This is a genomic window from Ancylobacter sp. (assembly GCF_965249975.1).
Taxonomy (GTDB): domain Bacteria; phylum Pseudomonadota; class Alphaproteobacteria; order Rhizobiales; family Xanthobacteraceae; genus Ancylobacter.
This window is the reverse complement of sequence record NZ_CBDFNE010000003.1, coordinates 41,439-56,190: the sequence shown is the minus strand read 5'-3', so window position 1 is coordinate 56,190 and position 14,752 is coordinate 41,439. Positions and strand designations below refer to the sequence as shown.

11 protein-coding genes are annotated in these 14,752 nt (G+C 63.4%); 3 read left to right on the top strand and 8 right to left on the bottom strand.

The annotated features are described in order from the left end of the window. Nucleotides 1-14 precede the first annotated feature (14 nt). From rfbG to ACP2AH_RS00325, 4 genes are all read right to left on the bottom strand, one after another. Nucleotides 15-1,088, bottom strand: coding sequence for a CDP-glucose 4,6-dehydratase (rfbG, locus tag ACP2AH_RS00340; RefSeq protein ID WP_425104019.1), 1,074 nt, complete (start codon nt 1,086-1,088; stop codon nt 15-17). After that, entirely contained in the window at nt 1,085-1,861 is a 777-nt protein-coding gene (rfbF, locus tag ACP2AH_RS00335; RefSeq protein ID WP_425104018.1) for a glucose-1-phosphate cytidylyltransferase, read from the bottom strand. Before rfbF ends, rfbG begins: the two co-directional genes overlap by 4 nt. Then, nucleotides 1,861-5,391, bottom strand: a complete 3,531-nt coding sequence (locus ACP2AH_RS00330) for a glycosyltransferase (protein WP_425104017.1) — start codon at nt 5,389-5,391, stop codon at nt 1,861-1,863. The genes rfbF and ACP2AH_RS00330 overlap by 1 nt, the downstream gene beginning before the upstream one ends. Nucleotides 5,392-5,454: 63 nt before the next feature. Beyond that, nucleotides 5,455-7,509, bottom strand: a complete 2,055-nt coding sequence (locus tag ACP2AH_RS00325; protein WP_425104016.1) for a hypothetical protein — start codon at nt 7,507-7,509, stop codon at nt 5,455-5,457. A gap of 200 nt (nt 7,510-7,709) precedes the next feature. On the opposite strand from ACP2AH_RS00325, the gene ACP2AH_RS00320 reads away from it, so the two are divergent. Genes ACP2AH_RS00320 through ACP2AH_RS00310 form a run of 3 tightly spaced genes read left to right on the top strand, consistent with a single transcriptional unit; the run spans nt 7,710 to nt 11,183 of the window. Next, entirely contained in the window at nt 7,710-8,954 is a 1,245-nt protein-coding gene (locus tag ACP2AH_RS00320; RefSeq protein WP_425104015.1) for an acyltransferase family protein, read from the top strand. 1 nt (nt 8,955) lies between these two features. After that, entirely contained in the window at nt 8,956-10,176 is a 1,221-nt protein-coding gene (locus ACP2AH_RS00315) for an HAD-IIIA family hydrolase (RefSeq protein ID WP_425104014.1), read from the top strand. An 11-nt stretch (nt 10,177-10,187) separates the two neighbouring features. After that, nucleotides 10,188-11,183 carry a galactokinase gene (locus ACP2AH_RS00310; protein ID WP_425104013.1) on the top strand — a complete coding sequence of 332 codons (996 nt, stop codon included), beginning with the start codon at nt 10,188-10,190 and terminating at the stop codon, nt 11,181-11,183. Nucleotides 11,184-11,257: 74 nt separating this feature from the next. Here ACP2AH_RS00310 and ACP2AH_RS00305 read toward each other — a convergent pair whose 3' ends face one another. The 4 genes from ACP2AH_RS00305 to ACP2AH_RS00290 form a co-directional block, all read right to left on the bottom strand. Continuing rightward, complete coding sequence (locus tag ACP2AH_RS00305; protein ID WP_425104012.1) at nt 11,258-11,842, bottom strand: D-sedoheptulose-7-phosphate isomerase; 585 nt, start codon at nt 11,840-11,842, stop codon at nt 11,258-11,260. Nucleotides 11,843-11,969: 127 nt separating this feature from the next. Continuing rightward, nucleotides 11,970-13,049, bottom strand: a complete 1,080-nt coding sequence (locus tag ACP2AH_RS00300; RefSeq protein ID WP_425104011.1) for an ABC transporter ATP-binding protein — start codon at nt 13,047-13,049, stop codon at nt 11,970-11,972. Then, on the bottom strand, nt 13,046-13,846 hold the full coding sequence (locus ACP2AH_RS00295) for an ABC transporter permease (protein WP_425104010.1): 801 nt from the start codon (nt 13,844-13,846) through the stop codon (nt 13,046-13,048). The genes ACP2AH_RS00300 and ACP2AH_RS00295 overlap by 4 nt, the downstream gene beginning before the upstream one ends. A gap of 5 nt (nt 13,847-13,851) precedes the next feature. Next, nucleotides 13,852-14,718: an ABC transporter permease gene (locus ACP2AH_RS00290; protein ID WP_425104009.1), complete on the bottom strand. Its 867-nt coding sequence runs from the start codon at nt 14,716-14,718 to the stop codon at nt 13,852-13,854. Between the last annotated feature and the right edge of the window lie 34 nt (nt 14,719-14,752).

Sequence of the window (14,752 nt, the reverse complement as noted above, 5' to 3'; positions counted from 1 at the left end):
GCCGTTGCGACACGTCACGCGGCCCTTCGCGCGGCGCAGTACGCGTCGATCTGCGCAAGCGTGAACGCCCGCATGTCCGCTCCCGCCTGGCAGGCCTTGAACCAGTGCACGGTCAGCGCCACCGCCTCGCCCAGATCGAGGGCCGGCTGCCAACGCAACTGCGTCCGCGCCTTGGTACAGTCGAGCGCCAGCGTTCGGGCCTCATGCAAGCCGGTCGTGTCGCCCACAACCTGCCATGCCGCCCCTTCACCCCAACGCCGCACCAGTTCGTCGGCCAACCTCGATACCGGCACGTCACTGTCGGTCGCAGGACCGAAATTCCATGCCTGCGCGAAGTCCGCAGCGCGCGGCCCCAGCAGAGCTTCCGCCAGCATGAGATAACCGAACAGCGGTTCGAGCACATGCTGCCAGGGCCGCAGCGCCCCAGGATTGCGCACCGCCAACGCGCGGCCATGGCTGAAGGCGCGAACCGCATCCGGGACCAGACGATCAACCGCCCAATCCCCGCCGCCGATCACATTGCCTGCCCGAGCCGTCGCCACCGCCGTACCGCCCGCCTTGAAATAGGAGGCGCGAAAAGCCTGCGTGACCAGTTCCGCACAGCCTTTGCTGTTGCTGTAGGGGTCGTGGCCGCCCATGGGATCGCTCTCGCGATACGCCCATATTTGCTCACGGTTCTCGTAGCATTTGTCGCTGGTCACAATGACCGCAGCCCGCACGCCCCCTCGCCGGCGGATGACATCGAGCACATTCGCCGTTCCCATCACATTGGTTGAGTACGTCCGGAGAGGATCGTCATAGGAAGGGCGAACCAGCGATTGCGCCGCCATATGGATGACGACCTCCGGCGCCGCCCGGTCAAACGCCGCTTCAACGGCGGCGAGATCACGAATATCGCCGATTATGCTGTCGAGCGTCCGGGCGTGGGAGAGGTGGGCAAACAGACTGGGCTCAGTCGGCGGCTCAAGGGCGAAACCGGTCACGATGGCCCCCAGCTGCTCCAGCCACAGGCCGAGCCATGCGCCCTTGAAGCCCGTATGCCCGGTGAGGAGCACCCGGCGTCCCCGCCATGAAGGATCGAGGCTCATGCCCACACCTTCCAGGGAGCCGTGCCGGACACCCAATGTTCCTGCAAAAGCCGGCGGTCGCGCGGCGTGTCCATGGGCTGCCAGAAGCCGTCGTGAAGGAAGGCCTTCAACTCGCCCTGAGAGGCGAGAGTTTCGAGGGGCTCCTGTTCCCATGCCGTGGAATCGTCGGCAATGAGGTCGAGAACCTCGGGCGACAGCAGGAAAAAGCCGCCATTGATCCGACCGACCTCGTTCGGCGGCTTCTCGCGGAACGAGGCGACACGCCCATCGGCCTCGATCTCAAGCACCCCGAAGCGGCTGGGCGGCGTCACCGCCGCGATCGTCGCCAGCCGGCCATGGGCTCGATGAAAGGCCAGTTCCGCCTTGAGGTCGATGTCGGCGACGCCGTCGCCATAGGTCATGGCGAAGCAAGGCTCATTACGCAGATAGGAGGCGACACGCTTGAGTCGGCCGCCCGTATTCGTGCCATCGCCGGTATCGACCAGCGTCACGCGCCACGGTTCCGCGGTTTCCCTGTGCACCTCCATTGAATTGCCGGCCATGTTGAAGGTTACATCGGACATGTGCAGGAAATAATTGGAGAAATACTCTTTGATGACATAGCCGCGATGGCCTAGGCAAATGATGAACTCATTGAAGCCGTGAGCGGAGTAGATCTTCATGATGTGCCAAAGGATCGGGCGCCCGCCGATTTCGATCATCGGCTTCGGCACGACCGTGGATTCGTCGCTGATGCGGGTGCCAAATCCTCCCGCGAGTATGACGACCTTCATCAGGCACACATCCCTTCGATGGCCTGCACGAGTTGCCTACGCATCGTGTCACGGGAGAAGTGCTCCTGGGCATAGGCCTGCTGCGCACTCGCCTGCCTTGCCCACAGATCCCCATCCGTCGTGAGCTGGCGTACCGCCTCAGCGAGTTCCGCAGGGTTGGCGCTGACCGGACAGATGGTTTCCAGCCCCGGCATGCCTTGCGCCCCGACCGGTGTCGTAACCAGGGGCAACCCATACTGCAGCGCTTCCACCACTTTGGATTTAACCCCCGCTCCGATGCGCAACGGTACAATGGCGACGCGAGAGGTCCGGTAGTAGCGCGTCAGATCTTCGGCGCTCACCCAGCCGCGAACGGTCACGCGCTCGGAGACGAGGGCCTGAACCTCTGCGGTCGGATACGAGCCGACGAGCGACAGGTGCAAATCCGGCATGGCTTGCCAGATCAGCGGCATGACCTCTTTCACGAGCCACACGGCAGCATCGACGTTCGGCGAATGCGCAAAGCCGGCCACGAAGAGCAGACCTTCCCGGGTCTCGAAGTCGGGCGTCTGTGTCGGCAATTCGGCGATGTAGGGCGAAACAAGCTGAACGGGTGTGGAAGGTTCCATCGCCTTCACCGCCGCCACTTCGTCAACGGAGGGATAGAGCACGCAGTCCATTTGCGACCAGATCCACCGCTCCTCCCGTTCCTGCGCCTGTGCCGCCGCAAGGTCCCCCGGCACTCCCGTCGCCTGATGGGCGAGCCGGAGCCTTTGATGATGCAGGTCGTGCCCGTAATAGACCGAGCGGGCTCGGGTGTTGATCCGGACGATGTCCAGGTATTTCGCGGTGATGTGGGGCCGGCTGAACAGCACGGCATGCAACTGCCCGCCGAACTCCTTCATCCACTCATTGAAGCCCGACAGCGTGGAGAGCGGCCCGTAGAGAATCTCGATGCCCATGTCCTGAATGAGCGGCGCGTAGTCAGGATGCAGATAGCCGTTCTCAGTCAGGAACTTCACCACATAGCCGGCGCTGAGAAGCTCGGAGAGGAACGCCACCATGGTTCGCGAACCGGCATCCCGGTCCGGCTCGGGCAGATAGTGATCGATGACCAGCACGACCCTGCCGGTGAAGTTGCGCTCGCGGGCGCGGAACACATTCACAGCGTTGGGATAGTGGCGGGCTTCCAGATCCGCGCGCCACCGCTCGACCAGCCGTTGCTGGTTCCGGACCTGATAGGACTTGATCCCTTCAGACGTGTCGGTGCCATGGGACACCCCCTCATGGTGGATGACGACGGAGCGCGGCTGGTACAACACCTTCCGAGAAGCCGCGCGCGCCTTGAACGCCAGATCGGAGTCCTCGCAATAAGCCGGTGCGTAGGCGAGGTCGAAGCCGCCCTGATCGCGGAAGAACGCCGCGTCGACGAGGATCGAGGCGCCGGAACAATAATCGACTTCGCGGGTGTAATTGTACTTGGGCAGCGCCGGATCGTCATTGCGCCCGAAATTCCAGGCCGAACCATCCCGCCAGACGATGCCACCGGCTTCCTGCAGACGCCCATCGGGATAGACCAGCTTGGAGCCGACAATGGCCGCCGAGGGGTGCAGAGCGAAGGCGCGAAGCAGCGTGTCGAGCCAGCCTTCGGTCACCTCGGTGTCGTTGTTGAGGAAGTGAAGGTAGCGCCCGCGCGCCTGCCCGGCGGCCTTGTTGCAATTGCTGATGAAGCCCAGATTGGTTTCGTTTTCCAGGAAGATCAGACCAGGAATGCGGCGCAGTATCGCCAGCGCCGGATCATGAGAGGCGTCGTCGATGACGATCACCTCATAGGTCGCCGCGGGCCGGAAACGGTGCATCGACGCCAGGCACCGCAAGGTGTAGTCGACCTTGCCATAGGTCGGGATAATAACCGAGACGACAGGCGTGTCCTCGCCAATGCCGAAGTCGAGTCCTTCTGCCATCGGCAGCAACTCGATCCCCGGTCCTGCCGCCATCGTCGGCAGCCCGACCTGCGACCTGCGGGGGCCGAAAGCCGACTTCGCCTGCCCACGCAGTGCCCGAATCCGGGGCTTCAACGCGCGGTACAAGGCGGTCTTGCGAAGCCGGTCTCTCACCCAGCGCCTCAACGTTCGCAAGGGCCGCCGACGCATCTCCTCGATCTGCCGCGCATGTGAGGCGTGGAGTTCGTGCAGTGAACCCAGATGCGCGGCCTCGAATTGCTCGCGCTCATATCTGCGGTCGCCGTCAATACGCACAAGCTCCGCCCTGAGCGCCGACGCTTCCGCCTCCAAGCGGGTGACATCGGCTGCGGCGGTCTCCCGCGCTTGGACGAGTTGGGCTTCAAGCCGCACGGCGACGGCGGCACCGACCGCTCGCGCATGGGTGAGCTCAGCCCCGAGGCGGGCAACCTCCGCCTGCGCCGCCGCCTGCGCATGGGCCAGATCGGCGCGAAGTCGCTCGATCTCGGTCCGCTCAGGAGACGGCACGCTGCTTTCGCCCGCCAACGGTGCCGCCGCACGCTGCCCCGCGAATTCGGCGTTAAGGCGGTCAATCTCCGCCTGCCCCGTGCGCCGCGCATCGGTCAGTTCGGCGTTGAGCCGGTCGATTTCCGCCTGCCCAGCGCCACGGACGGCCGCGAGCTCGGCGTTGAGCCGGTCGATCTCTGCCTGTGCCCTGCGTCGAACATCGCTGAGTTCGTCGTTCAGCCGACCGATTTCGGACACGCCGGCTCGTGCGCTCTCCTCGGCACTGAGGCGGGCACCTTCGAGGGCGCGAAAGTGGTTCGGCGAATGGAGCACGCTGTGGCTCAGGGCCGGCAATTTTTCGTTTGACGCGAGCGCGATCAGATAGGGCGCCTCGGGCACGCCCGCGCAGGAGGCGAAGCTTGTGCCATCATCGCTGATGAAGCCGGCGACGCCCCGCGCCCCCGTCGGCTCGTCGCCCAGGATCACGGAGCCCCACAGGGCACGCTGTTCGAACAGCGCAATATGCGCAAAACGCGTCGCCAACAGGTCGCGCAGTTCCTGGCGGTCCAGTTCGCGCACGTGGAAGGCGTTTTTGAAATCCCGCCTCTCCGAATAGGTGACGCGGTCCGGGGAAGAGATCACCAGCATGCCGCCGGGGCGCAGGACACGCAGAACCTCGCGGACAAAGGCCGGCTGGTCTTCAAAATGCTCAAGCGTCTCGAAGCTGACGACAACATCGACCGACTGCGCCTCAAGCGGCAGCGCCTCGGCCTTGCCCTCGCGGAACGAGACGGTCGCCGTCGCATGGTTGCGCGCCGCGAAAGCGACGGAAGCAGCGTCGATGTCGACACCCACCACGGAACGCGCGACCTGGCCAAGGAGATGGCTTCCATAGCCCTCTCCGCTCGCCACATCGAGAACGTCTTTGCCGTCGCAGAACTGAAGGGCGAAGAGATAGCGGTGATAGTGCTCATGCTGAATCTCACCCACCAGACCGGAAACATAGCGCTCCCCGGTGAAAGCCATGCTCTCGTCGGGAGACGGGAACCGGAACGTCGGAGGTCGGTGGGAAGAATCGGTCATGGATGCAATTCTAGATAGTGAATACGGGGTATTCTGATACAGGACTCGCCTGCTGGCGAGCAACTATGGATCGTCATCGGACATGGGCCTAGCATCGCCGCCACGCCGCTCTATAGCGAGAAGCGACATGGATTTCGACGTGTTGGTGTCCACGACACCATAGTGACGCAACGACGCCAACACATCAGTGTTCAGATCGAGGGCAGTGTCACCACCTTCGCCAACAAAGACACATCCGAATCTTCCCGACGCCAGTTGCCGGAGCATCGCGTCGCGATCTTCGACCGTCAGCATCTCCACATAGCCTGGCCCCTTCAGCGGCGACCGCAACCGGGCCGACGCGTAATACAGTCCCTGCCGCTGCGCAAGGATGACGCATTCGTCCCCCGGCCGCGTGTGGCGGCGAATAAAGTCTAACTCGTCGGCCACGAGAGGCGAGGCGAGGCGGCCCTGACCGTCGAGCGCCCGCTCCGCATCGCGCCAGAGCGGGCCGACGTTCTGGATGAACGGAAGGGCGCAGAACATCAGAACAGTGAGCGCCAGCGCGGGCATGGCGAGATGGACAGGGCCCAGCCCGCCGGCGCGTACCATTCGGACGGTTCGATCCGCCAGGATGGTCGCGATCGCCAGTGCCGGCCAACACACCGTAACAAGATTGAGGATGTGCGAACGGCCCTGATAATAGACGAACAGCCCCCATCCGAGCGCACTGAGGTAGAACACGACATCCACACAGGGGGCGTGCGCCCCCCGGCGCCATTCCGTCAGCGCAAACAGCAAGCCCAGGAGATAGACCCCGAGTACGCTCATCCAAGGTGTGGCAAGACCAAGGGGCAGGGGAAGCATGTTCAAGCCCAGCCGGTAGAAGAGGTTGGGATAGGTCATCAACCACTCCCAGTGAGGCGCCTCCGGTGCAACGGTCGTGAAGTAGACAAACGTCCCAGCGAGCGTCACCGACAGGATGATCAGGTGCAGGAGCAGCGCCTGTATTTCATTGAAGGCGCGTTCTCCCGCCGCCCCTGGCGCCGCCGGCCGCAGAATCGCTTTCGCCGCGAGCAGAGCCGCGAAGGCACCGATCACCATGACGCCGGTGTCGGCGTTCCAAACCGTGCCGACGGCCGCGCAAAAGGAGACCACCGCCGCCCGCCTCAGATCCGGACGATGGGCATAGGCATAGACCGCCAGTACCGAAAGTGCCGGCCAAAAGAACCGGATCGGCCAATACTGGAAATAGAACTCGGCCATGCCGTTGATCTTCAGCACGGTCTCGAAGGTGACGAGAACGAAGGCGAGGCCAAAGGTGACGCGAAACACGACGCTGCGCGTCAGCTGCAGCACCACCCAATAGACGGCAAACATCGAAATCACCTGCATCGCCGCAAAAAGCAGCGACAGCTTCAGGACAGAGAAGTTGGTCACCCGGAAAATCCGGCCGAGGAATTCCGGATAGAGGCCGTACTGAGAGGGAAGGTCGACCAGCAAATTCTGCCCGGCAGCAACCTGGGCGATTGCATACACCATAGCATCCCAATGAATCGACCACGCGACATTGGGCTCCACCGCCTCTTCACCGACAAGGCGCCACGCGACGATCTGCAAGACCAACGCGCCGGCGAAGAGCCCGCTTGCCAGCCATGCCCCTGCGAAAGGCGGCACAACCAACTTGCGCGGCACATGAGGTGCGAGCGCAAGAACGGCAACAGCCGAAAGCCAGATCACAGCCAGACGCCCGGCTCCCCCCTCCTGCAATGCAGCTTCGCCATAAAGCAGTGACGGCCCGAAATCGAAGCGCGACAGCCCCAGGAGGACCAGAGCCGACAGGCAGAAATAGATCGCGAGACTGGCCAGCGCCGCGCGGGTGGGGTGCACCGAAGAAAGAAAGCGGGGCGTGACTGCCGCGACGAGGAGCGCCAGCACCCCGGTGGCCAAAGAGACCGACAGGAACACAAATCGTTCCGCCGGTTCCGGCCTAACCTCGCCGCTCAATTTCGGCAGGATAGTGACGTTGGCAACGTCGCCAGCCGAAAATCCGCCAAAGGCCACATAAAATTGGTAACTGAGAACCGACAGAACAAGCGCAGCGATGATTAGAATACCGACTCCGGTAACAAGATACATAGCACGACCCTCGGACTCAGAAGGCCGCCTGTCGCGCGTATTACCGTTTATTACACCACCGACGGAACGCATCACGCGCAGACTTTGACTCTATTTGATTTTCAATAAGGTTCTACATAATTGGGATCAGCGCCGTAAGCACCTGATTCTGCCCCCGGCCCACAACGCACTTCTCTCGTATCCCGTGTGGCGGTTGGACTATGGCTTCCAAGACAGGCTCTTCGTCCGACACGGCTGTGTCCGCGACCCAATCCAAAAAGTTCATGTTCTTTGAGGGGATTCGCGGCCTAGGCGCACTACAGGTTGTGCTTGCCCATATTTTCTCGCTGTTTTTCCCCGTCGTGGCCCGCTTTCAGCCCGGGGCTGAGGACTCGCTGGGCCATATCCTCGCCCATTCGCCGTTTTTCTTCCTGCAGGACGGCGGTATCGCCGTCTATGCCTTCTTCCTGGTGAGCGGCTTCGTGCTCAGCTACTCCTTCCTCAGGAATGACCTGCCCGCAGGACGGCAGGTGGCAAAGCGGTTCGTCCGACTGTACTTGCCGGTCCTTGCGGCCCTCGCGCTGGCGATCGTGCTGCTGACGATCTGGCCGGGAATGCGGGAGCGCATGGAAATGTTCAACGCCTCGCGCTGGATCCGACTGCTCTATCTCTTCACGGTCGAGCCAGGATGGCCACTGCTTCAGGACATTCTGCTCAACTCAATGCTGCTGGGCTATGTCGGCGCTTCCATCTTTCAACCGCTCGGATCTTCCTTCTTCGGCATCAATCTGGTTGGGCTTTCCCAGTCGCTGGATCCGCCTTTATGGACGCTGCATATCGAGTTCTGGGGCTCGCTGCTCACCCTTGCCGTGGTCAAGGCCTATATTCATTTGCCGCGCATCGCCTTTTGGCCCTTCCTGGTGATCGTCTCTCTCCTGGTCGCGCCCGGACCGCTGAGCCTCTTTATCATTGGCTTCCTAGCCTATATCTGGCGTAGCCCGCTTCTCGGCGACGTGGATACCCGGCTCCGCTCATATCTCTCGGGGGTCCTTCTCATTTCGGTGGTGATCGTGTCGACCTATAACGTTCTGCAACTCGGCCTCGGCGTCCAACTGGAGAAGCAGATCGCCGCGTTGCTCATCGTCACGGCCGTGTTCATCAGCCCCCGTTTGCGCAACCTGCTTTCCTTCCCATGGGCGGGCTGGCTCGGCCGACTGTCCTTCAGTCTCTACCTCACGCATTTTCCGATCATGTTCACGATCGGCATCGCCCTCTTCCTTCCGCTGGAGGCCTGGTTCGGCTATATGCCAGCGGCGCTGATTGCGAGCGGGGCAAGCATCGGGATCAGCCTTCTGGTTGCGATACCCTTTGAGCGCTACATCGACCGCCCCTCGCTTCGCCTGTCCCACAAAGTGGGTGGACACATGACCATGCCGGCAGACCTTCCCGCTCAGCAGGCGACCTAACTTGATTGATCAGGCCGTCATCCTCTGCGGGGGCATGGGCACCCGTCTCGGCGCGCTGACCGAAGCGACGCCCAAACCCATGCTGGAAGTCGCCGGGCGCCCCTTCCTCTTTCACCTCATTCAGGAAGTGGCCCGCTATGGCGTGAAGCACATCGTGCTGCTCGCCGGCCGTTTCGGTGAGCAGATCGTGACGGCGTTCCATGGACGCCGGCTCTTCGGCGCGCAGATCGATGTGCTTGTGGAGCCAGGGCCGCTCGGAACGGGCGGCGCCTTGCGTTTCGCGGCCGATCATCTTGCGCCGCATTTCCTGCTGTTGAACGGCGACTCCTGGATCGACGCCGACCTCGCACGCTTTGGATTTGGCTGGGAGAAGGCAAGGGAACGGGATCCCAAGCTCAAGGCGCAGATGCTGCTTCACCGCGTCCCCGATACGGCACGTTTCGGTCGGGTCACGTTGAAGGGCGAGCGCGTCGTCGGGTTCGAGGAGAAGGGCGCTCCTCTCGCGGATTCCTCAGGCCTCATTAGCGCCGGCGTCTATGCCATCGACCGCGCGATTCTCGATATGGTCCCGCCCCACGCCGCCTGCTCCCTGGAGCGGGACGTCCTGCCGCGCCTCGTGGCGGACGGGCGCGTCGTCGCCGTGCAGGCACGCGAGGGAGTGTATTTCGTCGACATCGGGATTCCCGAAACCTTCGCGCAGGTGCAAGTGGATCTCGTCGCCGCCCGTACGCGTCCGGCGGTGTTCTTCGACCGGGATGGGACGCTCAATCGCGATGGCGGTTACACGCATCGGGTCGAGGATCTCGTCTGGATGCCGCAGGCGCGGGAAGCCATCGCTCACATCAATGAGCGCGGCTATTTCGTCTTCGTGGTCACCAACCAGGCTGGAATCGCCCGCGGCTATTACGACGAGGACGCGGTTATGGCCTTTCACAACGCCATGCAGGCCTCCCTGGCCTCTATGGGCGGCCATGTGGATGCGTTCGAGTGGTGTCCCCACCACCCCGAGGCGGCCATTGCCGCCTACCGCCGCGACTGCCCGCGCCGTAAGCCCGGCCCGGGGATGCTCCTCGACCTGATGGCGGCATGGCCTGTGGATACAGAGCGCAGCTTTCTCATCGGCAACAGTTCCGCCGACATGGAAGCCGCGCACGCTGCGGGCCTGCGCTCATTACGTTACGAAGGCGGCTCCGTCATCGACATCGTCGCCCGATTGCTTTAAGTGGTATCAGAATGTGGATTAGCAAAACCCCTCTGCGCGCCAGCTTTTTCGGCGGCGGCACCGATTACCCCTCCTATTTTCGGTCCAGCCCGGGTGCCGTTCTTGGCGGCACCATAGATAAATACATCTATATCCAGGCGCTTCCCCTCTCGCCGATCGCAGAGCAGAGGTTTCGCGTGACCTATCGCACGACGGAGAGTGTGCAGCGGATCGAAGACATTCAGCACCCGGTGATCCGCGAAAGCCTGAAGCTCTACGGCTGGGAGTGCCCGCTCAACATCGCAACCATGTCGGATTTGCCAGGAAATACCGGCCTCGGCAGTTCGTCCGCCTTTACCGTTGGCTTCATCAACCTGCTTCACCGCATGCGCGGCATCCAGCTGACGCGCTATGAACTGGCACGGCAGGCCATTCGCATGGAGCAGGACATTCTCCAGGAGAATGTGGGCGTTCAGGATCAGATCCACGCGGCCTTCGGCGGCCTCTCGCGCTACGAGTTTTCCGGTGAGACCATTGCCATCGAGCCGCTGACGCTCACCACGAGCCGCCTGGCGACCCTTAATGCCTCGCTGCTGCTCGTCTATACCGGCGCCCAGCGTCGCGCGGTGGACGCGCTTGAAAGCCAGCACCGGCGCACCGTCAGCGGCGACAACGCCGCCTATCTCGCTGAAATGTACGAGATGACGCGCACAGGGACCCGTTTATTGGAAGAAGCTGGCGATGACCGGGCGAGTATCGCTCGCTTCGGCCATCTCCTGGACGAAGGCTGGCGCCTGAAACGCAATCTGGGAGAGGGAGTGACCAGCCCGACCATTGACGGCCTCTATCGGCGCGGGAAGGAACTCGGCGCGCATGGCGGCAAGCTTCTGGGCGCCGGCGGCGCGGGCTTTATCCTCTTTATCGTCGAACCCGACCGCCACCCTCTCTTCGTGGAGCATTTCGGCGCCGGCAATGTCATTCCGATTTCGCTCACCGATGGTGGATCGACGGTCTCAAATTTCGACTGACCGCTCGCGTCCCACCAAGCACGTGCGCGCAAGCCACGCACGTGGCTTCGAGCGTAAAGTCTGCCGGCGCGCGACTAACGAGCGGGCGGGCAGAGCGCCGCTTCGGCAATGCCGCACATCACGTGCCCGATCGCGATATGGGCCTCCTGAATGTGGCTGGTCTGTTGGTGCGGCACAGCCAGCAGCACATCCGCGAGCGCGCCCAGCGCGCCGCCGCTCGCCCCGGTAAAGGCGACGCAGGTGATGCCCATCTGCCGGGCGGCCTCGAAAGCCTTCACCACATTCGCGCTGTTGCCACTGGTGGACAATCCGACCAGCACATCACCCTTGCGGCCGATGCCACGGACTTGGCGCGCGAAGACATGCTCAAAGCCGTAGTCGTTGCCAATCGCCGTCAATGCCGACGTATCCACGGTCAGCGCCAATGCCGGCAGCGGAGCGCGATCCGAGAGAAATCGCCCCATCAGTTCGGCCGCAAGGTGCTGTGAGTCGGCGGCCGAGCCCCCATTGCCGCAGAACATCACCTTGCCGCCGCTCGCCAACGCATCGATCCAGGTGTCGGCCGCCCTGCGGACATCCGCCGCGATTGAGTCGAGACGGCCTAAAAGGCGAGCGGATTCAGCGAAATAGGCGGAAATGCTGTCAGTCGAATTAATCATGGCATTGGCTCGGAAATGCAGCGACGGTGTCCGCCCGCTACCGTCCCGATCGGGGACATATCGACGGCTGGCTCAGAACGCGGGCAGACTTAGGAGGTCAGCTCGCGACTGTCCACACGAACAACGGTCACTGGCCGAACAGGCTGGCGTCCGACGCCTCCCAGTGCAACCGCAGGCGGGTGCCGATGGTCGCATCGTCGGCACGTGCCAGGCGCGCGGGCATGCGCATGTTGACGCTCGCGCCCCACCCCGTTGTCAGCACGAAGTGATAGGTTTCGCCAATGAAAGTGGCATCGGACAGAACCACGTCGATGCCGGGCCCGCTTTCGGCTCCGAGCGGCGACAGACGGAGCCGATCCGGCCGGATCATCAGGCCGCCGCGCCCGCCGGCTGTTGCGGCGCCGTGCACCGCGACGCGTTCCAGCGCGCTGCCATCGGGAAGCGTGATGTCCGCGAACGCGCCCTGGCTGCGGGAGATGGTACAGTCGAGAAAATTGGAATGACCAATGAAATCAGCGACGAAGCGGGTTCGCGGCGCTTCATAAAGTTCGCGACCCTTGCCGAGTTGCTCGATTTTTCCGTGGTTGAACAGGGCGATGCGGTCGGAGAGGCTCAGCGCCTCCTCCTGGTCATGGGTGACATAGAGGATGGTTACCCCCGTCTGCCGGTGGATGCGGCGGATCTCGTCCTGGATTTCCTCGCGCAGCTTCTTGTCCAGCGCGGACAGCGGCTCGTCCATCAGCAGCAACGGTGGGTTGTAGGCGAGCGCGCGGGCGAGAGCGACGCGCTGCTGCTGGCCGCCCGAGAGCTGGGCGGGCATGCGGCCGGCGAAGCTCTCCAGCCGCACCAGTGCCAGCATCTCCTCGACCTTGCGGGCGATCTCCGCCGCCGGGCGGCGGCGCACGCGCAGCGGAAAGGCGACGTTCTCGGCGACGGAGAGATGCGGGAACAGCGTGTAGCGCTGGAACACCATGCCGATATTGCGCTTGTTCGACGGCTCGGAAAGGATGCTGCGCCCCTCGAGCCGCACATCGCCGCCCGTCGGCTCGAAGAAGCCGGCGATCATGTAGAGCGTCGTGCTCTTGCCCGAGCCAGAGGGGCCGAGAAAGGTGACGAACTCGCCGCGCGCGATGTCCAGCGACACGTCGCTGACAGCGGTGACGTTACCGAACGTCTTGGAAATATTGGCTATTTCCAGAAAGCTCATGAGCGGTCGTCCTTGCGAAGGAGGGCGGCGGCCGCCATGAGGGCGGCGGTCAGGGCGATCAGCAGCGTCGAGACGGCGGCGATGACCGGGGAGAGGTCCTGCCGCAGCGTACCGTAAATGCGCACCGGCAATGTCTGCAGATCGGGGCTCGCCATGAAGATGGCGATCACCACCTCGTCCCAGGAGGCGAGGAAGGAGAAGATCGCCGCGCTGATCAGGCCGAGGCGGATGCCGGGCAGGGTGACGCGGATCTTGGCTTCCAGCGGGCTGGCGCCGCAGACGATGGCGGCGGTTTCGATATCGCGGTCAAACCGTTCCAGCGCATTGGAAATCGCGATGATGGAAAAGGGCACGGCGATGACCAGATGCGCGAGAACGAAGCCCAGAAACGTGCCGTTGAGGTGCAGCCGCAGGAAGAAGGCGTAGAGCGCCACCGCCAGCACCACCACGGGCAGGATCATCGGGGTGAGAAACAGCGCCCGCAGCGCCTGCCGGCCGCGAAACGTGCCGCGTGTCAGCCCGAAGGAGGCCATCAGGCCGATGCCGACCGACAGCACCGTCACCACGGCGGCGATCTTGAAGCTGGTGAGGAAGGACGCGATCCATTCGGGATCGTCGAACAGTTCCTCATACCAGCGCAGCGTCCAGCCGGGGGGCGGGAATTGCAGCCATTGCGAGGAGCCGAAGGACAGCGCGACGATGAGCAGGATCGGCAGCAGCAGATAGGCGCCGACCAGCAGGGCAATGAGGCTGAGGGCGACCCGCCAGGGGCCGAGACGGGCGAAATCGAGCAGCATGGCGCCTAGCCCCTCGCCTGACCGAAGCCGAAAAAGCGCAGCTGCACCATATAGATGGCGAGCGTGATCACAAGCAGCACCAGCGCCGCCGCACCCGCCAGCCCCCAGTCGAGCAGCGATTGCACCAGCTGCGCGATCAGTTCCGCCAGCATCATGTTGGCGGTGCCGCCAAGCAGGGCCGGGGTGATGAAGTAGCCAAGCGACATGACGAACACCATCAGCGCGCCGGCGGCGATGCCGGAGGCGGTGAGGGGGAGCATGACGCGGGTGAAAGCCTGAAAACGGCTGGCGCCGCAAAGGGATGCGGCCTGGAAGATGGCGGGGTCGATGGAGCGGATTGTGGCGTGCAGCGGCAGGATCATGAAGGGCAGCATGATGTAGGTCATGCCGATGGTAACGCCGACAAGGTTGTTGATGAGCGGCAGCGGCTCGGAGATCAGGCCGAGATCCATCAGCGTGCGGTTGATGATGCCGGTGCGCTGGAGCAGCACCATCCAGGCATAGGTGCGGGCGAGCAGGTTGGTCCACATCGACAGGATGACGATGGCGAACAGCAGGCGCGACCAGAAGGACGGCGCGATCGCCAGGAACCAAGCCACTGGAAAACCGAGGAGAACCGTCACCACCGTGACGGTGAAGGCCACAAGGAAGGTGTTCCCCAGCACCTTGAGATAGGTCGTCGAACCGAAGAAGGCGGCGTAGTTCTGCAGCCCCGGCGCGGGTTCCAGCACGCTGCGCAGCAGCAACGCCAGCACCGGAATCACGAAGACGAACACAACCAGAGCGAGCGCCGGCAATACGGGCGCGATCCCGCCGGCGCGCGGGCGCGCGGCGGCGGGAGGGCGGGCGATCGGCGCGTCGGTCACGGTCATGAGGGTTCGATCACGGCGGTTCGATGAGTGCAGT